General features: G+C 69.5%; 19 protein-coding genes. 10 read left to right on the top strand and 9 right to left on the bottom strand.

All coding sequences use genetic code 11. The features are described 5' to 3' along the window. From ctaD to VNO22_10045, 3 genes are read left to right on the top strand one after another with little or no spacing between them, the layout of a single operon-like run. Positions 1-1,602, top strand: a complete 1,602-nt coding sequence (ctaD, locus tag VNO22_10055; GenBank protein HXG61710.1) for a cytochrome c oxidase subunit I — start codon at positions 1-3, stop codon at positions 1,600-1,602. Between the two features lies 1 nt (position 1,603). Beyond that, entirely contained in the window at positions 1,604-2,254 is a 651-nt protein-coding gene (locus VNO22_10050; protein HXG61709.1) for a cytochrome c oxidase subunit 3 family protein, read from the top strand. After that, positions 2,251-2,589, top strand: coding sequence for a cytochrome C oxidase subunit IV family protein (locus VNO22_10045; protein HXG61708.1), 339 nt, complete (start codon positions 2,251-2,253; stop codon positions 2,587-2,589). The genes VNO22_10050 and VNO22_10045 overlap by 4 nt, the downstream gene beginning before the upstream one ends. Positions 2,590-2,605: 16 nt before the next feature. Here VNO22_10045 and VNO22_10040 read toward each other — a convergent pair whose 3' ends face one another. Then, a complete protein-coding gene (locus tag VNO22_10040; protein ID HXG61707.1) occupies positions 2,606-4,675 on the bottom strand; it encodes a hypothetical protein in 2,070 nt (689 codons plus the stop codon). A gap of 104 nt (positions 4,676-4,779) precedes the next feature. On the opposite strand from VNO22_10040, the gene VNO22_10035 reads away from it, so the two are divergent. Then, positions 4,780-6,246, top strand: coding sequence for a sulfatase (locus VNO22_10035; GenBank protein HXG61706.1), 1,467 nt, complete (start codon positions 4,780-4,782; stop codon positions 6,244-6,246). Continuing rightward, entirely contained in the window at positions 6,243-7,337 is a 1,095-nt protein-coding gene (locus tag VNO22_10030) for a cellulase family glycosylhydrolase (GenBank protein ID HXG61705.1), read from the top strand. The genes VNO22_10035 and VNO22_10030 overlap by 4 nt, the downstream gene beginning before the upstream one ends. Position 7,338: 1 nt before the next feature. Here VNO22_10030 and VNO22_10025 read toward each other — a convergent pair whose 3' ends face one another. After that, positions 7,339-8,658: an amidohydrolase gene (locus VNO22_10025; GenBank protein ID HXG61704.1), complete on the bottom strand. Its 1,320-nt coding sequence runs from the start codon at positions 8,656-8,658 to the stop codon at positions 7,339-7,341. A 313-nt stretch (positions 8,659-8,971) separates the two neighbouring features. Here VNO22_10025 and VNO22_10020 point away from each other — a divergent pair, with 313 nt between their 5' ends. The 3 genes from VNO22_10020 (at position 8,972) to VNO22_10010 (ending at position 11,883) form a co-directional block, all read left to right on the top strand. Beyond that, positions 8,972-10,936 carry an ATP-binding protein gene (locus tag VNO22_10020; protein ID HXG61703.1) on the top strand — a complete coding sequence of 655 codons (1,965 nt, stop codon included), beginning with the start codon at positions 8,972-8,974 and terminating at the stop codon, positions 10,934-10,936. Between the two features lie 174 nt (positions 10,937-11,110). After that, positions 11,111-11,434 (top strand): hypothetical protein, encoded by a 324-nt coding sequence (locus VNO22_10015; protein HXG61702.1) that lies wholly within the window; start codon positions 11,111-11,113, stop codon positions 11,432-11,434. After that, positions 11,431-11,883 (top strand): YetF domain-containing protein, encoded by a 453-nt coding sequence (locus VNO22_10010; GenBank protein HXG61701.1) that lies wholly within the window; start codon positions 11,431-11,433, stop codon positions 11,881-11,883. Before VNO22_10015 ends, VNO22_10010 begins: the two co-directional genes overlap by 4 nt. A 6-nt stretch (positions 11,884-11,889) precedes the next feature. Here the strand turns inward: VNO22_10010 and VNO22_10005 are convergent, their stop codons facing one another. From VNO22_10005 to VNO22_09975, 7 genes are all read right to left on the bottom strand, one after another. Beyond that, positions 11,890-12,537 (bottom strand): hypothetical protein, encoded by a 648-nt coding sequence (locus VNO22_10005; GenBank protein ID HXG61700.1) that lies wholly within the window; start codon positions 12,535-12,537, stop codon positions 11,890-11,892. A 100-nt stretch (positions 12,538-12,637) separates the two neighbouring features. Beyond that, positions 12,638-12,949, bottom strand: a complete 312-nt coding sequence (locus VNO22_10000; protein HXG61699.1) for an RNA-binding protein — start codon at positions 12,947-12,949, stop codon at positions 12,638-12,640. A 157-nt stretch (positions 12,950-13,106) separates the two neighbouring features. After that, a complete protein-coding gene (locus VNO22_09995; protein ID HXG61698.1) occupies positions 13,107-13,880 on the bottom strand; it encodes a nucleotidyltransferase in 774 nt (257 codons plus the stop codon). After that, positions 13,870-14,631: a metallophosphoesterase gene (locus VNO22_09990; protein HXG61697.1), complete on the bottom strand. Its 762-nt coding sequence runs from the start codon at positions 14,629-14,631 to the stop codon at positions 13,870-13,872. The genes VNO22_09995 and VNO22_09990 overlap by 11 nt, the downstream gene beginning before the upstream one ends. A gap of 57 nt (positions 14,632-14,688) precedes the next feature. Continuing rightward, on the bottom strand, positions 14,689-15,228 hold the full coding sequence (locus VNO22_09985; protein HXG61696.1) for a 2'-5' RNA ligase family protein: 540 nt from the start codon (positions 15,226-15,228) through the stop codon (positions 14,689-14,691). Next, positions 15,225-16,469, bottom strand: coding sequence for a CAP domain-containing protein (locus VNO22_09980; GenBank protein HXG61695.1), 1,245 nt, complete (start codon positions 16,467-16,469; stop codon positions 15,225-15,227). The genes VNO22_09985 and VNO22_09980 overlap by 4 nt, the downstream gene beginning before the upstream one ends. 44 nt (positions 16,470-16,513) lie before the next feature. After that, positions 16,514-17,095: a CAP domain-containing protein gene (locus VNO22_09975; GenBank protein ID HXG61694.1), complete on the bottom strand. Its 582-nt coding sequence runs from the start codon at positions 17,093-17,095 to the stop codon at positions 16,514-16,516. A 153-nt stretch (positions 17,096-17,248) separates the two neighbouring features. On the opposite strand from VNO22_09975, the gene VNO22_09970 reads away from it, so the two are divergent. Together VNO22_09970 and VNO22_09965 are read left to right on the top strand one after the other, a co-directional pair. Continuing rightward, entirely contained in the window at positions 17,249-18,424 is a 1,176-nt protein-coding gene (locus VNO22_09970) for a sialidase (protein ID HXG61693.1), read from the top strand. Then, entirely contained in the window at positions 18,421-19,836 is a 1,416-nt protein-coding gene (locus VNO22_09965; GenBank protein ID HXG61692.1) for a hypothetical protein, read from the top strand. The genes VNO22_09970 and VNO22_09965 overlap by 4 nt, the downstream gene beginning before the upstream one ends. Positions 19,837-19,873 lie beyond the last annotated feature (37 nt).

Genomic DNA, 19,873 nt, shown 5'->3' with positions numbered 1-19,873 from the left:
ATGGACGCGCGTCCGGCGGAGAACTATCTGAACGCGGATTACTCGGTGCGTTCGTGGCTTTTGACCACGGACCACAAGCGGATCGGGATTCTCTATCTTCTCTCCATCACCTTCTTTTTCTTCGTGGGCGGGGCGTTCGCCACGCTCGTGCGGCTGGAGCTGATGACGCCGGCGGGAGATCTCGTTCAGCCGGAGACGTACAACAAGCTGTTCTCCATGCACGGCATCGTGATGGTCTTTTTCTTCCTGATTCCTTCGATTCCCGCGGTGCTCGGGAACTTCATGCTGCCGCTCATGCTGGGGGCGCGCGATCTGGCGTTCCCGCGGGTGAACCTGGCGAGCTGGTATCTCTTCAACGCGGGAGGGCTCCTGGCGCTCGGGGCGATTCTGAGCGGCGGAGTGGACACGGGATGGACCTTCTACACGCCGTACAGCTCGGTCTTTTCCAACACCCACGTGGTTCTGACGGTCCTGGGGATTTTCGTGGCGGGGTTCTCGTCGATCCTGACGGGGCTCAACTTCATCGTGACGACGCACCGGCTGCGGGCGCCGGGGCTGACGTGGATGAGGCTGCCGCTTTTCGTGTGGTCCTTGTACGCCACGAGCCTCATTCAGGTGCTGGCGACGCCGGTTCTGGCGGTGACGCTGGCGCTCGTGGGGATCGAGCGGCTGGCGGGAGTGGGGATTTTCGATCCGGCGCTGGGCGGAGACCCCGTGCTTTTCCAGCATCTCTTCTGGTTCTATTCCCATCCGGCGGTCTACATCATGATCCTGCCCGGGATGGGGGTGGTCAGCGAGATCGTGCCGGTCTTCTCGCGCAAGCGGTTCTTCGGGTACGCCTTCGTGGCGTTCGCGAGCCTGGCGATCGCGGTGCTGGGGTTTCTCGTCTGGGGGCATCACATGTTCGTGGCCGGCCAGTCCCTGTACGGGGGGATGGTCTTTTCGCTGCTGAGTTTTCTCGTGGCCCTTCCGTCGGCGGTGAAGGTCTTCAACTGGACGGCGACGCTTTACAAGGGGTCGATTTCGTTCGAGACGCCGATGCTTTATGCGCTCGGGTTCATCGGCCTCTTCACGATCGGGGGGCTCACGGGGCTTTTCCTGGCGACCCTGGCGGTGGACGTGCACGTCCACGACACGTACTTCGTGATCGCGCACTTTCACTACATCATGGTGGGCGGAATGGTGATGGCGTACCTCGGGGGCATGCACTACTGGTGGCCCAAGATGACGGGGCGCCGGTACCCGGAGGGATGGGGGCGGTTCGCGGCGATCGTGATCTTCATCGGGTTCAACCTGACGTTTTTTCCGCAGTTCATCCTGGGGTACGCGGGGATGCCGCGGCGGTATCACGCCTATCCGGAAGAGTACCAGGTGCTCAACGTCATGTCCTCGGCGGGCGCCTCCATTCTCGCGGCGGGTTATGGGCTGCCGATGCTCTATCTCCTGTGGTCCCTGCGGTACGGTCCGGCGGCGGGGCGCAATCCCTGGAACGCCACGGGGCTGGAGTGGCGGACCGCCTCGCCGCCGCCGGCGCACAACTTCGCGGAGACGCCCGTGGTGACCGAGCCTCCGTACTTCTACCCGTCGCGGGAGGAAACCTGAGATGGCGGCTTCTCCGGCCGCCCCGGCCGCGGCCTTCGACACGCCGGAGGAACAGCGCGAGGCGTCCGTCCTCGGGGTGTGGGTCTTTCTGGCCACGGAGGTGCTTTTCTTCGGGGCGATGCTGGCGGGCTACGCCGTCTACCGGGCGCACTTTCCGGGGCCCTTCGCGGCCGCAAGCCTTCGGACGGATCTCGCGCTCGGGACGGTCAATACGGTCGTGCTCATCGCCTCGAGCCTGACGATGGCCCTGTCCGTCCGCGAGGTGAGCCGGGGAGGGCGGCGGCGCGGGGCGCTGTTCCTGGCGGCGACGGCGCTCCTGGGCGCGGCGTTCCTGGGCATCAAGTTCACCGAATACGCGCACAAGGCTCATGAGCGTCTGATTCCCTGGGGGGACTTCCGGTACGAGGGGCCGGACGCGCCCCGGGCGAGGCTCTTTTTCATCTTTTATTTCGTCCTGACGGGCTTTCACGCGCTGCATCTGGGGATCGGGATCGGGCTTGTGGGATGGATCGCCGGGCGCGTGGGGCGGGGGCGTTACGGGCCGGCGTATTTCACCCCGGTCGAGGGGGTAGGGCTGTACTGGCACTTCGTGGACCTGGTCTGGATCTTTCTCTTCCCGCTTCTTTACCTGCCGGGGAGGCATGGGGCATGAGTCCGGGGGAATCTTCCGCGCGCACCTACCTGGCGGTATTTGGGGCGCTCGTGGCGCTGACCGCGCTGACGACGGGGGTGTCCTTCGTGGACCTGGGACCGCTGAACGCGGCGCTGGCCCTGGCGATCGCGGGAGCGAAGGGGGGGCTGGTGGCCGTGTACTTCATGCATCTGCGGGGCGGTTCGCGGGTAGTGTGGGTCTTCGCGGCGACGGGCTTTTTCTGGCTGGGGATCCTGATGGCGCTGACGTTCAGCGACTACCTCACGCGGGGCTGGCTGGGGACGCCGGCGGACGGGCCGTTCGACCTCGGAGGACGGTGGGGAGGAGGGAAGTAAAGGCCGGCGGCGGGCTTTATCGCCGGTCCGGGGCGTACTGGCCGTCGATCCGCGGCGCCGTCGGGAGGGGCTGGCCGTCGAGCGTGCCGCCGACGGGTCCGTCGGCGTGGAAGCGCACGCGGCGGCCGTTCTCGAGATCCACGCCCGCCGGCGGCACGAACTCGACGCGCGAGGGCGTCCGGATCTCCTCGTCGACCACCTCCAGGACGTGGAGGAAGAGCGTGCGCGTCCCGGTTCCGGGATCGCCCACTTCGATCCGCCAGGGGCAGATCGGAGGCTTGAGGCGGCCGGGCGATTCGTGGTTGTACTGGGCCGTGGGTTCGAGCGGATGTCCCCAGGCTTCCCGGCCGCGTCCGCCGCGCCGGACGACGGCCGCGTTTTCCGGCAGCAGCGTGTGCAGAAACGCCCGGGAACGCCCCCGCGAAAGGACGGTCCGATCCCCGTCGGCTTCCGGAAGGCTCAGCCAGGAGGACCGGCGGCCTTCGACCGACGGCTCCGTGGGGACGTGCAGAAACAGGTGGCGGGCGAATTCCGCCCGCGCGGCCTCGATCCGGTCGAAGAGGACGAAGAATTCGCGCGGGCCGCGCAGGTAGAGGAACTGGCGCGTCACTTCGCGGACCTTGTGGGCGCTGTAGGCCGGGGTGAGGTCCGCGGCGGCATAGGTGTGCGACCGCGGGTCATGCCCGTAGGCCGTGATCCGCCCGCGCTCGCGGGGCCAGGGACCTTCGCGGTACACATGCCGCAGGAGGCCGCCGTCGTTTTCGTTGCCCCGGTCGCGGCGGAACTTTTCGGCCGGGTCGAAGATCGTGACGATGTTGAAGACGAGCGACCCGCCCACGTAGAAATCGTCGTCGTTTCCCCCCTGTCCGCCGCCGCGGGACACGACGGCCCCTTTGCGGCAGATCAGGAAGTGGCCTTCGTCGTCGCGGGAATGGCCGGCGAACTGGGGCCCCGCGCCGAAGAAGGCCCAGGTGGCGTTCGGATCGTTCCAGGCGCTGCGCGCGTAAACGTGGCCGGCTCCCGGGAAGAGATAGCCGAGCGGGAGCGTCCCGGGTCCTTCCGGCCGCAGGGAAGGATCGTAACAGGCCACCCGCGGCCAGCGCTCCCGAAGCCAGGCCCGACCGAGATCGGCGAAGTATTGCGAGAGAGGATCGCGCATCATGGGGGCCGCGCGCGCGAAGGCCGAAGGGGGCGATCCATCGCCGTCGTCGATCCAGGCCGTGCGGTCGTTGTGGGGCATCATCGTGTAAGCCACCCAGCGGGGCATTTCGTTCGGGAAACTCCAGGGCTTGCCGGCGCGGAAGAGATCGATCCCGGTCGCCGTCCGCCAGGCGTGGAAGGCGTAGGGAATCACCGTGACCGGGCCGTATCCGCCGTGGCCCATCGATTCGGACCACACCCCGCCCATCCGCTCGAAGGCGGGAAGACACTCAGCCGGGATCCGGCGGTGCCACGAACTCAGGAACGCGCGGGCGTCGGCCTCGTGCCGGGAGCCCGAGCCCAGGATCGCCAGGGCGATCAGAAGTTTCTGAGTGATCGCATCCCGGCTGTGCATGACGTTGAGGTGAACCGGGCCCCAGGTCTGGTTGTACTCCCAATGTCCGTTCCGGAGGACGATTTCGGGCGTTCCCGTGTACCAGCGCAGCCAGGTTCCGAGGGCGTCGGCGTACCGGATCCGCTCCTCGCGGGTGAGGGCGTCGTAAATCCAGTCGTAGGCGATCGCGTGGTAGCCGAAGGCGGTCCCTTCGCGGTTTTGGAGGGAGGATCCGTCGCCCCATTCGCGAAGAAGCGCCTCCACATACGGCCGGCACGGGGCGCCCCGTTCGCGCTCCACGAGGTAGGCCAGGCCCAGATTGAGGAGGTCTTCCGGAATCGCCCATTTGTTGCCGATGAATTCGACCCCGCGGCGGACGGCCCGGTCGGCCCGTTCTTTGACGATCCGGTAGTCTTCGGCCAGGGGCCCCGCGCACCGGCGGGCGACGGCCCGGACGTCCTCGATGAAGATCCGGGGACGCCCCTCGCGGACGGCGTAGGAATCCTGCGCGGCCGCGCCGGAAAGAAGGACATGAAGGAGGGCGGCGATCATCCTCTACAATAATAAGGCGTTTCGACGGATCTCGTGGCGCCGGCGCGGAACCCGAGGGGAGGCTCGGGGGTTGATTCCTGGGGATTGACGCGAAGGAGATTTCCATGTCCCGGATGCGATGGCTGGCGCTCTGGGCGCTGGCGGGAACGGCGGCGCCGGCGGTTACCCAGGATGGAGGGGACCGCCCGAACATCCTCTGGATCGTCGTGGACGATATGTCCGCGAACTTTTCCTGCTACGGGGAGACGCGGATCCGCACGCCGCACGTGGATCGGCTCGCCCGCGAAGGGACGCTCTTCCGGCGCGCCTTCGTCACGGCTCCGGTCTGTTCCCCCTGCCGCTCGGCGCTGATCACGGGCATGTATCAGACGTCCATCGGGGCGCACCATCATCGGAGCGGCCGCGGCGTCGAGAAGATTCATCTTCCGGAGGGCGTAGTTCCTCTCCCCGTGCTCTTCAAAAAGGCGGGATATTACACCTGCATCGGCAACGCTCCGGGCCGCGGCAAGGGCATGGGAAAGACCGACTACAACTTCGAATGGGACCGGGCGATGTACGACGGGACCGACTGGTCCGGCCGGGCTCCGGGCCAGCCTTTCTTCATGCAGGTTCAGCTTCACGGGGGCAAGCACCGGCACGCCCGGGGCTGGAGCCAGACCGTCCAGCGGGAGTGGGGCTCGGGGACGAGCCCCGAGAGCGTGGAGCTGCCGCCGTACTACCCGCGCGACCCCGTGCTGCTCCAGGACTGGGCCGAGTATCTCGATACGGTCCGCACGACGGACCGGGAGGTGGGGGATGTCCTGGCGCGTCTGGAGGCGGAAGGGCTCCTCGAGCGGACCGTGATCTTCTTCCTGACGGACCACGGGATCAGCCACGCCCGCGGCAAACAGTTCCTCTACGACGAGGGGATTCACGTTCCGCTCGTCGTCCGGGGCCCCGGCATCGAGCGGGGCCGGGTGCGCGAGGACCTGGTGGAGCACATCGACGTGGCCGCCTCGTCGCTCGGACGGGCGGGGATCCGGATTCCCCCCGGCCTGCAGGGACGCGATCTCTTCGGCGACGGATACCGTCCGCGCGACGCAGTCTTTTCCGCCCGGGATCGCTGCGATGAAACCGTCGATCGCATCCGCGCCGTGCGCACCGAGCGCTACAAGTACATCCGGAATTTCCACCCGGCCCGGCCGCACCTTCAGCCGAACCGGTACAAGGACCACAAGGAAATCGTCCGGCGGCTCCGGGAGCTTCATGCCGAGGGAAAGCTGGACGCGCTTGCGGAGAAGCTGCTGTTCTCGCCGACCCGCCCCGAGGAGGAGCTGTACGACCTCCGGGAAGATCCGCACGAGACGCGGAATCTCGCCGGCGACCCGGCTCATCGGAAAACGCTCGAAGCGCTTCGGGCGCGTCTGGAGCGCTGGATGGAGGAGACGGGCGACCGGGGCTGCGTCCCGGAGTCCGAAGCGATGTACGACAGCGACATGGCGGTGTACCTGGCCGAATCCCGCGGGCCGGCGGCGGAGGAGCTGCGGCGCAACATCGAGCTCATGAAGAGGTGGGCGAAAGAGGGGAAATGAGGCGTTCCGTCGCCCTCGGGCTGCTTTTCGCGGCGGCGTGCGCGGAGCCTTCCGCGCGGGCGCCGCGCCTGGAGCGCATCGGGATCGCCCCGGACGGCCGAGGATTCCGCCTGGAGGAATCCGGGCGTCCCTTCCGGCCGTGGGGGTTCAACTACGACCGCGATCACGACAAGCGCCTTCTCGAAGACTATTGGGAATCCGAATGGTCCCGCGTCGAGGAGGACTTCCGCGAGATGAAGGCTCTGGGGGCCAACGTGGTGCGGGTGCATCTTCAGTTCGGGCGGTTCATGAAGGGGCCCGCCGAGCCGGACGGGGCGGCGCTGGAACGTCTGGGGCGTCTCCTGGGGCTGGCCGAGGAGCTGGGGATCTACCTCGACCTGACGGGGCTGGGGAATTACCGCAAGAGCGCGTCTCCGGCCTGGTACGACGCGGCCTCCGAAAAGGAGCGTTGGGCCCTGCAGGCCCGCTTCTGGGAGGCCGTTGCCGTCCGGTGCGCCGCCAGCCCCGCGGTTTTCTGCTACAACCTCATGAACGAGCCGGTCAGCCCGTCCGGGCCCGGTTCGGAATGGCTGCCCGGGCCGGGGCTGGCGGGATTCCATTACGTGGAGGCCCTGTCCAAGGACCCGGCGGGGCGCTCGCGCGACGAGATCAGCCGCGCCTGGATCGCGACGCTTCTTCCGGCCGTTCGGCGGCACGATCCCCGGCGGCCGGTGACGGCGGGGATGTTTTTCCTTTTCGAGCGGCCCGGTGCGCTCACGCTGGGGACCGACCCGGAGAAATTCGGGGCCGCGCTCGATTTCTGGAGTCTGCACCTCTACCCGAAGGAGGGAGAGGTCCCGCGGACGCTCGCGCTGATCGACTCGATTCCCCGGGGCAAGCCGCTTCTCGTCGAGGAATACTTTCCCCTGAACTGTTCGATCGACACGCTCCGGGCCCTGGTGCGGGAGGGTCGCGAACGGGTCGCCGGCTGGATCGGATTCTACTGGGGCCGGACGCCGCGGGAGATGGCCGGATCGGCCGATCCCGTGGAGGCCTTGACGGCGCGGTGGCTGGAGTTCTTCCGCGAGGAAGCCCGCCGGGAACGGCCCTGATCTACGGGCGCTCCAGCAGATCGAGAACCGCCCGCGCGAAGGCGGCCGTGCCGGTGCGGAGCGTCGGTTCCGGATCCGGGGCCCATCGGCTGGAGTGCAGTCCCGGCCGCGGTCCGGGGCCGGCCGCGGCGGGGGCGGCGCCCACGTTGAACTGGAGTCCCGGCACGCCGTAGAAGGTGGAGAACCGGCCGAAGTCCTCCGCGCCCATGGCCGGCGAGGCCTCGTGGACGCGGTCCTTCCCGAGGAGTCCGGCGAACACGCGGCGCAGGCGCTCCGTCAGCGCCGGGTCGTGGTAGACGGCGGGGAAGCCGTCGGGGGCGACGCGGACGTCGGGCGGGCGGGGCGCGCGGTGCGCTTCGGCGATCTTTCCGGCCAGGTGCCGCACCTCCTCGAGAAGCTTGAGGCGCGTCGCGTCCTGATACGAGCGCAAGGTGAGCTGGAGCCGGACCTCGTCGGGAATGATGTTGTGTTTCGAGCCCCCCTGGAGGGCGCCCACCGTGACGACCCCCCGCTCGAGGGCCGGGTCGAGCTTCCGGCTGACGATCGTCTGAAGCGCCAGGACGAGCTCGGCCGCGATGACGACGGGGTCCACCGTCTGATGCGGCCAGGCGCCGTGGCCGCCGCGGCCGAAGATCGTGATGTCCACGCTGTCGGCATGGGCCGCGGCGTAGCCCGCGCAGAGGGCGACCGTGCCGGCCGGGAAGGCGGGGGAGTTATGGACCGAGAGGCAGGCGACGGGGCGCGCCGGGACGGCCGCGTGGAACCGGGGGTCTTCGAGCATCCTCTTGGCCCCCTGTCCGATCTCTTCGGCGGGCTGTCCCACGAGGATCGCCGTTCCCCGCCAGCGGTCCTTGAGCCGGGCGAGCACGCGCGCCAGTCCGATTCCCATGGCCAGATGCGTGTCGTGGCCGCAGGCGTGCATCGCGCCCGTGGTGCTCGCGTACGGCAGACCCGTTTCCTCGCGCACGGGCAGGGCGTCCATGTCGATCCGCGCCAGGACGGCGGGGCCCTCTCCGTTTCGGAGGACGGCGGCGACCCCGTACCCGCCGAGGCGCTCGGTCACGGTCCAGCCGGCGGCGCGCACCTCGGCCGCGAAGCGGGCGGAGGTTTTCTCCTCCCGGAGGGAAAGCTCGGGGTTCGCATGGAACCATTTGTAGAGTTCGAGGAGCGACCCGAGCTCTTCGTCCACCGCCCGAAAGACGGGGCCGTTGAGATCGTCCGCGCGTCCTTCGGGAGGCGGGGAGGGCGGCGCGGCGGGACGGGAGTCGGGGGCGGCGCAACCGGCCAGGAGCGCGGCGGCGAGAACGGTTCGGATGCGCATGGAAAGATCCTCCTCCTGGACGCGTCCGATCTTCACGGTCGCAGGCGTTCAGGGACAGGGTGCGAAAGGCGGCCCACGAAGGACGGGAGATCCCCCCTCGGGAGGGAGGGGACGTCCCGCGATCCGTCTTTCGCTCCCCGGAACGGTTACCCAAGGTCTACCCGCATTGCCGGGCTCTCGTCAATCCTTTCGAGTTGCCGAGGGGGCTCCTTGCCAGGGGCCCGACCAGGGAGTATTGTTTTGCAGATCGCGGAGGGGAGGGGCCGAACGGCTGCCGTTTACCGGGATCGGCAAGCAACGTGAGGAAGGCACCATGGGTGGGGGCGCGATCTCCCGCGGCTTTGAGGATTTCGTCCTGCTGGCCCGTCTCGCGTGCCGCGCTCCGGCGGCGCTGCTGTGCGCCGCCTCCGACAGGGCATTCCGGGTTCTTTCCGCGGCCGGCTGGCCGGGTCCCACGCGTCTGGAGCGCTGCGGAATCGCGGACGAATGCCTTTCGGCCGGTCGCCTGCTCGTGGCGGACGGCGGGAACGGCGCAGGGCCGTGTCCGCCCCTGCGGTTCCTGGCGGCCGCGCCGCTTCTCCTGACGGACGGAACGCGCTTCGGATTCCTTGCCGTGCTCGACACGGCGGCGCGGGACCTGGAAGGCGAGGAACGGGAGGCTTTGGCCGCGCTGGCCCGGCTGGCCGTGGCCCGTCTGGAGGCACGGCGCCTTCTGGATCGAGAGAGCCGGGCGGAATCCGATCTGCGCAAGAGCCGCGAATGGCTCCGGGCGATTCTCGATCACGAACCCGAATGCGTGAAAGTGGTCTCTCCGGACGGCCTGCTTCTGGACATCAATCCCGCGGGTCTGTCGATCCTCGAAGCGGAGCGTGTGGAGGACGTGACCGGGCAGCCGGTCCTTCCCCTGGTTCACCCGGAGGACCGTGAAGTGTTCCTCAATCTTCACCGCGCCTCCTGCGAGGGGCGGGCTGGAACGCTCCAGTTCCGGATGCGGGGGCTGAAGGGCACAGAGCGGTGGATGGAGACGCATTCGGTTCCCCTGCGGGACGCCGCGGGACGGATCGAGGCGGTGCTGAGCGTCAGCCGGGACGTCACGGAGCGGCGGCGCGCCGACGACCAGCTGCGGAAGGCCCAGGCTCAGCTTGCCCAGGCGCAGAAGATGGAGGCCATCGGACGCATGGCCGGAGGCATCGCGCACGATTTCAACAACATCCTGACCGTGATCAACGGCTACAGCGAGATGGTCCTCCGGCAGCTCGGCGAGATCGATCCGTTGCACGAGCCGGTCTGGGAAATCCTCAAGGCGGGCCGGCGCGCGGCCGCCCTGACGTCGCAGCTTCTGGCCTTCAGCCGCCGGCAGGTCCTCAGCCTGCGCGTGGTCTGCCTCAACGACGTCGTGGCGGAGACGGAGCGCATGCTCCGGCGCCTGATCGGGGAACACATTGAGCTTGTGACGGCGCCGGCGCCCGACCTGGGGCCCGTGCGGGTGGACGCCAACCAGATGGTGCAGGTCATCATGAATCTCTCGTTGAACGCCCGGGACGCCATGCCCGACGGGGGAACGCTCCGGATCGCCACGGCCAATGTGGATCTCGACGAGCGCGACGCGGCGCGGCCGGCGGACGCGCCTTCCGGGCCGTACGTGATGCTTTCGGTGTCCGACACCGGGACCGGCATGAGTCCCGAGGTGCTGGCGCAGGCCTTCGAACCGTTCTTTACGACGAAAGCGTCGGGGCAGGGCACGGGGCTCGGATTGGCCACGGTGTACGGGATCGTCAAGCAGAGCGGAGGGTACATTTCCGTTTCCAGCGAAGTGGGGCGAGGGACGGTTTTCCGGATTTTCCTGCCCAGAGTGGACGGTCCCGTGGAGGCTCCGGCGCCGGCGGGCGCTCCGGGGCCTCCCGACGGGGAAAAGGGAATCGTGCTGGTTGTCGAGGACGACCCGAGTCTCCGGAAACTCGTCCGGCACATTCTGACGTTGCAGGGCTACGAAGTCCTTGAGGCCGGTCGGGCGGAGGATGCCGAACGGATCGGCCGGGAATGGAGGGGACGGATCGATCTTCTCCTGACGGACATGGTTCTTCCCGGGCAGGGCGGGTGCGCCGTGGCGCGGGCGTTGAGGCGGGACCGGCCGGAGCTCAAAATCGTCTACATGTCGGGGTATTCGGAGGAGATGGCAATGCGCCAGGGGCTGGAGCCGGACGCGCGGCTCCTCCAGAAGCCGTTCGCGCCGGAGGCCCTGCTCGGAGCGGTCCGGGGCGCGCTTCGAGGAGGATGACGGCCGCGAGGCGCCCGGGCGCGGATAACGCCCCTGCGCCCCGGGGATCCCAGGAAATGGGCGGAGCCGACGCCGGGGTCGCCCGCCCAAGGCGCGTCCCGGAAGCGACTCCGGGGGAGCGAGCCGCAGGCGGGTCGAACTCCGGGCGAGACCTTCGGCTCCAGCCGCCTGCGGATGAGGTTTCCGGCGGCCTCACCCATGGCGGGCGTCCATCGCGTCGGGCGGATCGACGTCTCCGATGACCCGCGGTTTACCCGCCGGTTGTGGACCTTCGAACGGGCGGGCTGGGGGATACGGGCGGCCCTCGTGCCGGCCGCCTGCCTCGGATTCCTCGGACCGGGCCTTTTTTCCGCCGTCATGCGGGGCGGAGGGCTCGAACCCGTCCAGGTCCGGTTCGAGCGATTTATTCATCTCGAGGCGGAAGGAAGGCTCAAGGTTCGCGTGCGGGTCCCGGCGACCGAGATTCGCCCGTTCGTCTGCCCACAGGGGGTGCCATGAAACCCGCCCTGCGCGCTCTGACGGTGTATGCGTTTCTCCTGCTGTGCTTTCGGGTCTCCGGGAAACGGAGCCTGAGCGACATGACCGCTTTCGACTTCGTGTTCGTGCTGACGATCGCCGAGGGAACGCAGCAGGCGCTCATGGGGCGGAACGGCTCCGTGACGGCGGCCGTCATCGCAGGGGGCACGTTCGTCCTTGCGGACATCGCGGCGTTCTTTCTCAAAGGCCGCTTCGAGAAGATCGAGAAGCTCATCGACAACGTCCCGGTGCTCCTCATCGAGGCGGGCCGTCTTCGCCGGGACCGCATGGTGAAAGAGCGCGTGGACGAGGCGGATATTCTGGACTCCGCCCGCCAATCCCTGGGGATCGGCCGGCTCGACGAGATTGATTATGCGATCCTGGAGACGAACGGGCGGATCGCGGTGATTCCGAGAAGGAGTGGGGCCTGACGGCGCCTACTCCGGCGCCCCCTCCTCGCTCTCCTCGTCGGCCGCCAGAAAGAGCGCCAGCCACGATTCCGACGCCCCCGCGATCGCCCAGGCGGCCGCCCGCCCCGCGCGGGGAAACCAGCAGGAAAAGCCCGGGTCGAGCTGGAACGCGTGGACCTGGGACGCGGGCGCGTCCCCCGCCAGTCCGCGCAGGTAGACCTTCGTGAGATCCTCCGCCCGCTCCGCGCCCACGCCCCGTCCGCGCCGCCCTCCGTCGCGGAGAATCTCGAAGACGGCGTCGCCGAAATCCCGAACGGGACGTTTCCAGACGCGGCCTTCCTCCAGGTAGCGCAGCGAGCACCCGGCGATCTCGGGCGGCATTTCGTCGCGCCGGGCCAGGCTCCAGAGGGCTTCCAGCACGGTCCCGGCTTCCCACGCGGGGAACCGCTCCGGCCCGCACGTCCACAGGCGGAAGAGAAGACGCGACCAGAGCTCCTCGATGAGGTCGTGCACGTCGTGGACCGCCTCCCGGCGGGCCAGGGGGAGGATGAAGGGGCCCTCCGGCTCGGGGCCTCCGGCGGCGGCGCCGGGAGGGGGGCCGATCCACGCGCGCTCGCCGGGGACCTCGAACCCGCGGACGCCGTCCGGGTCGGTGGGGCTCCACGGGATCGTCACGGGTTCCATTGTAGCAGGGCGGCGCAGGGCCGGCGCAGGGGGAAAAAAAGAAGGGGCGCTTCCGGACGGAAGCGCCCCTTCGGGATGGTCGTGCGCGTGCTTACCAGGAACGACGGCCGCGGCCGCCGCCGAAGCCGTGGCCTCCGCCGCCGCGCGGCGAGCCTTCGCTCTTCGGACGGGCCTCGTTGACCGTCATGGCGCGGCCCCTCACTTCCTGAAGGTTCAGCGCCTGGATGGCGGCCTGAGCCTGCCCCTTGTCGGGCATCTCCACGAAACCGAATCCCCGCGACCGGCCCGTCATCTTGTCCTTGATGATGGCCACGGACGAAACCTCGCCGTAAGCCTCGAAGGCCTGGCGAAGGTCGTCCTCGGTCGCCTCGTACGACAGGTTGCCCACGTAGATGTTCACCATCTACATCCTTAAAAGGACGTTAAAGAAACTGCCACGGGAAGGGGATCGGATCGTCGAGACGTGCGTCGCGAGCAGTCGAACCGGACTTCCCAACGCTTCTCACTATAGCCCGCCGGGGACCGCGAATGCAAGGACATTTCTTCCGTATCCCGGGGGCCTACCCCGCGTGGGGCGCGGATCCCCGCTCTTCCTCCTCCACCTGCTCGGCGGCGAGCTTCCCGAAGGGCCGCAGGCGCGCGTCGAGATATCCGCGGCGCAGGTCGGGGAGATATTGAATCTGTGAAAGGAGCGTCCCTCGGCACAGGGGAGCCTCCGGGGCCGCGGCCCGGCGCCAGCGCGAAAGGAGCGTCCGGAACACGTCCGCGGGGATGCGCCCGCGTTCGGAGGGATAGATGAAGGTGAAGAGAATCAGGTGGCTCAGGAGCACGGCCTCGTGTCCCCGGAAACGGGCGATCAGGCGCGCCCAGCGGATCTCCTCCGCCCGCCGCACGAAAAGGTGCGCCACGTCCGCCCCGTCGTAGCGGTCCCGCTCCATAACGAACGCCTTCGACCAGATCATTTCCTCCAGAGGCACCATCCGCACGGGCGCGTCGAACAGGACCGTCTCGACCGCGTGCTCGAACCAGTCGTCGTCCACGACGCAGATGCCGTTGCGGGATCCGAAAATGAGGTCGATGACCCACTCGCCCTCGGCGACCTTGGCCAGCCAGAAACGGGAGACCAGCCGGGTCCGGTATCCCAGGCCCTCGAAGAGGTCGCGCACGACCGGCCAGTCCGCCTCCCGGATGAAGACGTCCAGGTCCTTGGTTTCGCGCCGCACGTCGGCGAAAAAGCGCATGGCGTACGCCCCGCCGATCAGGAACGGGATTCCCGCCCGGCGAAAGGCCTCCAGCGCCCGCCCGTAGAACGCGCGCCGCGCCTCAGCGTCCATGGTGATTGGCCTTCCCCGCGACCTCGATCAGCCGGTAGGGCGGGCGTTCGGGATGGATCCTCCGCAGCAGCGGGAGGGCCACGTTGTAGACCGGCACGCGGAGCGCCGTGTGACCCTCCGGACTGCCGTAGTGGGCGTGCCCGTGGAGGACCGCGCTCACGGGATGCCGGTGGAGCGGCTCCTCCAGGCGGCTCGATCCCAGAAAGGGATAGATCTCCCGCGGCTCGCCCTCCACCGTGCCGGCCACGGGCGCATAATGCAGGAGCACCACGCGCCGCGCCGTCTTCAGACGCGCCAGCGCCGACTCGAGCTTGAGCGCCTCCTCCATGGCCTCGTGGACGATCCGCTTGGTGGTTTCCTCCCCCCACGCCTGAAGCATCCGCTCCCCGAAGCCGCCGAAGAACCCCTTGACGCCCGCGAACCCGACGTCGTCGATCTCCCAGGAATCTCCGTCCAGGACCCGCACTCCGGCCTCCGTCAGGATCGCGCGGACGTCCTCCTCCTTGCCGGACTGGTAATCGTGGTTGCCCAGCACGGCCACGACCGGCGCTTTGCCGGCCGCCCCCAGCTCCTGGGCCAGGACGCGCGCCTCGTCGGGCAGCCCGAAGTCGGTCAGGTCGCCGCAGAGGCACAGCACGTCCGCTTCCTGCGCCATCGCCGAAAACAGGCGCTGGAAGGCGCCGTGGGAGGTCTTTCGGCAGTGCGTGTCGCCGACGGCGGCGATCCGGAGGGGGCCCGGGCGGCGCGGCATGGCGTTCCCTGAAAGAACGGATCCTCGGCTCGGCGCCGTGCAACGCGGATTCGGGGCTCAGCCCAACGGCAGCCGGTGTCGCACGGCGAACGGACCGTCCGCCGGGCGCGCGATGAGGGCCACCTCGAGGACGGGGAACTCGAGGGGCGTCCACTCGGCGCGCAGCCGGGCCAGGAGCGCGTCCCGGGCCGCCCGGCCCCGGACCTGACCCACGCTCAGGTGGGGCGTGAATCCCTGCGGGAAGCGCGCGACGTCGTTGCAGTCCGGGAACCGTTCGCGGAGCGCCGCCTGGAGGCGGCGGACCGGCTCGGACGGCTCCGGAGCCAGCCAGATCGTCGAGCGCTCGTCCCCGTGATCGAAGAAACGGAACTCCGCCAGCGTGACGGTGAAGCGCCGCACCGAGGCGGCCGCTTCGGCCGCCCGGGGCAGAAGGTCCGGAAACGTTTCCTCCGGGCGGAAGGGGAAAAGGAGCGTGATGTGCGGCATCCAGCGTCCCACCTGGCGGTCGTGGATCCGCCGGAGTCGCTGAATGGGCTCCCATTGCGTCTCGGGCGGGATGAGGACCGCCGCGGTTCGGGGCGTGCGGACGGGCGTCACGATCTCCTCCGGCGCCCCCGCGCCGCCCCGAGGAGAATCAGGAGAGCCTCGGGACCCAGGAGGCCGCAGCGGCCCGAAGTCCCGCCGTCTTCCGGGGGCGGGGATCCGGTCGGCGGGAGGGGCGGCGGCGCCCCGGGGAACGAAGCCGAGTCTCGCGGCAGAGTTCCAAACTGGAATTCCTCGAGGTTGGCGAAGCCGTCGCCGTCGGCGTCCCGCGGGGCGTCCTCCGCGGCGGCGGGGTCCAGCCCGTGGCGGCGTTCCCAGGCGTCGGGCATGCCGTCGGCGTCCGTGTCCACGGCGTCGCTCCTCAGGAAGTCGAGCTTCACGTTCTCGCCGGTCAGGAGCGCCTTGCGGACCACGGAGGGGGCCCAGGCGGCTCCCTCCGCGAGGGGGCGTGCGGTGACGACGCCGTCGGCCGGCACGGGGCAGGCGTAGCCGCCCGAGGCGGACGTGACGGCGAAGGCGGCGCCGCGATCGGTCGCGATGCGGACGCCCGGCATGCCCTCGCCGGGATCGTAGAAACCGTCCCCGTCGAGGTCGTCGTAGACGACCCCCACGAGCAGGGGCGGAGCGCCGGCCCGGTGTCCGAAATCCTGCGTGAGAAACGCGCGGAATCCCTGGAGATTGGGCTCCGGAGAAGCGAAGTAGGCGACGCCGATTTCCCGGAAGACGGGCGGAGGGGGCGTGGAGGCGGAAAGATCCAGGAGGTTTCTCCGGTGGCCGCGCCCGTCGACGCCGGCGTCGATCATGAGGAGGTCCTGGAGGTAGGCCGGGGTGTGGAGGGCGGGGCTGGAGCCGGCGGCGATGTTTTCCCCCACGCGGGTCCACGCGTAGCCGGCGCGGCGGGCGCGTTCGCCGGGACCGAGTCCGTCCGGATTGACGTGATCGAAGAAATGGCGCGCGTGCATGTCGCGCGCGTGGGCGCGGGCGGCGGCGAGCAGGGCCGCGTGGAAGGCCAGCGGAGGGCGCGGGCCCAGACCGGCGGCCTCCCCGGGAGGCAAGCCCTCGCGGAGGTCCAGACCCAGGCGGGCGCCCTCGGCGTCCGGGTTGGCGCGGGCGCGGTTGATCCGCTCCAGGACGAGCTGTTCGTCCGGCGTGGGGTCCCCGTGGTCGTATTGCTGCGCGGGAAGCCGGGGGGGCGCGCCGGCGAACAGCACTCCCGCGGCCAGCCAGGGCGTGAGGCGGTTCGTGCCCATGCCGAAGGCGTGCCGGGCCGTCCGGGGACGGCCCTCCATCCTCATGGATCCCCTCCGGCGGCGGACGTTCCGCGGCAACGCCCGCGAGGTCAGCGGACGAAGACCTGCGTCCAGTAATCCGTGTAGTCGCCGGGACCGGCGCCGGGCTGGTAGCCGACGCCCGTGAGCGTCCAGGCGGCGTTCTCGATGTTGGCGCGGTGGCCGGGGGAGTTCATCCATCCGGCGAAGACGGACGCCGGGTCCGGATATCCGGAGGCGATGTTTTCGCCCATGCGTTCCCAGACGATTCCGTTGCGGGTGAGGCGCGTTCCGGGCGAATCCCCCTCGGGGTTGGTGTGGGCGAAGAAATTGTGACTGTCCGCGCGCATGTGGCGGCTGTGTCCGCGGGCGGCGCGCCGCAGCGAGACGTCCATGACGAGCGCCGGCGCCCCCGACGCCACGCGGTGCCGGTTGACGAGCGTCAGGACCTCGTCCTCGAAGGCGAGCGCGACGGGATCGTCCGTGAGCCAGTTGAGCGGATGGCCGTTGGAGTAGGAGAGCGTGGCGCCCTCCATCCCGTCGCCGGAGCTTCCGGAGTCGTACGATCCGACGGCGCGGCGGAGGTCCGGCTCGTCCTCCGACGTGCAGCCCGCGGCGGCCAGGAGGGCCAGGGCGAGAACCCCGAAGCGCATCCCGTACAATTTATACCGGCCGGGCGCGCCGCGTCGACAGGAAAATGGAATCCCCGGCCGCCCGCCTGCCGTATGGAATAGGGGCGGGCGATCGCCCGGGGGAGTCGGACCGGCACGCGCGGAACGGCGAAAGGACATTCTCGGATGAGGCGAATGTGGGCGGCGGTTACGCTCGGGATCCTCGCCGCGGCGGGCGGGGCGGCTCAGGAGTCCCGCGACGGGACGGCGCGGCGCGAGACATGGGCGCGTCTGGCGCCCTGCTTTACGCCGCCGCCCGAGTTCAAGGACGACTTCGGAACCTACCGCCCGCTTCTGAAGTTCAAGGACGGGCGCCCGGTGCGGACGCCCGAGGAGTGGCGCGAGCGCCGCGCGGAGATCCTGAGGGAGTGGACGGAGCTTCTGGGCCCCTGGCCGCCGCTTCTGGAGAACCCCGCCGTCGACGTCGAGTACACGGAGGAACTTCCGGAGTTCACGCGGCACCGCATCGAATTCGAGACGGCGCCGGGACGCAAGTCGAGCGCGTATCTCCTGGTCCCGAAGGGGAAAGGGCCGTTTCCGGGGATCGTGGACGTCTTTTATTATCCCGACGACGGGGCGGGCCTGCGGGAATCGCGGCGCGGCCAGAACGATTTCGGCTATCAGCTGGCCCGGCGCGGCTTCGTGGCGCTGTGCGTGGGACAGAACCCGACTCCTCCCCGGCCGAACGCGGATCTCTACTATCCGACGGCCGAGCGGGCGCAGCATCAGCCGCTGTCCCACCTCGCGTACGTCGCGGCCAACGCGTACACCGTTCTGGCCCGGCGGCCGGACGTGGACCCCGCGCGCATCGGGGTCGTGGGGCACTCGTACGGAGGGAAATGGGCCCTCTTCGCGGGAGCGCTCTGGGACAAGTTCGCGGCCGTGGCCGTGTCCGATCCCGGCATCGTCTTCGACGAGGCGCGTCCGAACGTGAACTACTGGGAGCCCTGGTACCTGGGGTACGAGGCGGGCCGGGAGCCGCGCCCGCGCGGCGTGATCCGTCCGGAGAGTCCCCGCACGGGGGCGTACAAGACGATGATCGAGCGCGGCATGGATCTGCACGAGGTGCACGCGCTCATCGCCCCGCGTCCGTTCTTCGTGGCGGCCGGGTCCGAGGATCCGCCCTCGCGGTGGAAGGCCCTCAACCATACCGTGGCCGTCCACCGGCTGCTCGGCTTCGAGAACCGGGTGGGGATGGCCAACCGTCCGACGCACAAGATCACTCCGGAAGCGAACGAACTCGTGAGTCTCTTTTTCGAGCACTTTCTCAAGGAGAGGGCGCCCGGCGGCGCCCGGGAGCGGGAACGATGACGTGGATCGCGGCGTTCGGGGCGGCGGCGCTTCTGGCGGTGCAGGCTCCGCCGCGGGGGCAGGGCCCCGGCGGGCCGGGGCGGTACGAAGGGGAGCTTCGGGACCGGCAGGGGCCGCTTCTGCGGGTCTCGATGCAGGCGCCGGAGCGGTGGGACCCGAGGGCGCGCGTCCTGGGACTCCTGCTCGTCTTCCACGGCATGAACGGCAACGAACGCAACTACATCGGCGGCACCCTCGAAGCTCTGGAGCGCCTGAAGCTGTCGGACCAGTACGTCGTCATCAGCGGCAAGTCGAAGGGACCGGGATGGACGCTCGAAGACGACGGCCCGGTGATCCTGCGGCTCATCGACTGGGCCCGGGAGACCTATCCGATCGATCCGCGCCGCGTGTTCCTCTGGGGCAGCTCCAACGGCGCCGGCTTCGTGGGCCGGTTCGGATGGCAGCACCAGGACAAGATCGCCGGCATCGTCGGATACTGCGGGTACTACAACTTCACCGCCCCGGCCCGCCCGGAGGAGGCGTCCGAGACGCGGCCGGAGTGGTACTTCGTTCACGGCGGCAACGACAACCCGCAGAATTCGGGCAACGCCTGCCGGCAGCTGCGCGAGATGGGGTATCGGTACGTCTTCCGGAAGCTCGACGGCTACGGCCACACGGACATCTGGGACGGGGCGGGGCATCCGGACAAGAGCGTGGTGGACGCCGTGCGGGACGACTACATGCTGTGGATTCACGGACTGCGCCACAAGCAGGTGGAGCCGGCCCCGCGGGACCGCGAGATGCTGTCCTGGTTCGAAAACAAATCCAAGGCCGAGAGCCTCTTCGGGAGCCGCTCGACCTTTCTGGCGCTGCAGCGCATCGGCGGACCTCAGGCCGGCGCCGTGATCGTCCAGGCGCTGCGCTCGCGCAGCGCCGGGGTGCGCGCGGCCGCGGCCGAGGCGTGCGAGACGGTCTCCTTCGGGCGCGCGGCGTGCGAGGAGCTGGCGCGCGTGGCCGCGTCCGACGAGTCCGACCGGGCGGCCCAGGCGGCGCTGCGCGCCCTGGGCGCGTACGCGACGTGGAATTATCCGGAGGCGCAGGCGGCTCTGGCGCGGATCGCCCTGGGCGGATCGGAGGGGCGATCGGGGAAGCTCGCCGACCGGCTTCTGGCGGCGGAGGGGCTGGCCCGGGCGACGCGGCTGGCGGGGCTGGGGAACTTCGAGGACGCGCGGGTCGCGTTCCGGGCGCTCGTGAGGCTCCTGGACGACGAGGAGGCGCGGCTCCGGCAGGCGGCGTTCGCGGCGCTGGCGCGGTTCGTCAAGGACGGATTCGGCTACTCGCCGGGGGCGTCCGCGGCGGCGCGGCGGGACGCGCGCGCGCGGTGGGAGGCCTGGTGCGTCGAGCGATGCGGTCCGGAGGAGGCGCCGAAGTGAGGGCTTGACGTCGCGCGCCGCGCGGTTTAAGTAAAAG

The sequence above is a fragment of the Planctomycetota bacterium genome (assembly GCA_035574235.1).
Classification (GTDB): domain Bacteria; phylum Planctomycetota; class MHYJ01; order MHYJ01; family JACPRB01; genus DATLZA01.
Note: the sequence above shows the minus strand (reverse complement) of the source record. Positions and strands in the feature narration are given on the sequence as shown.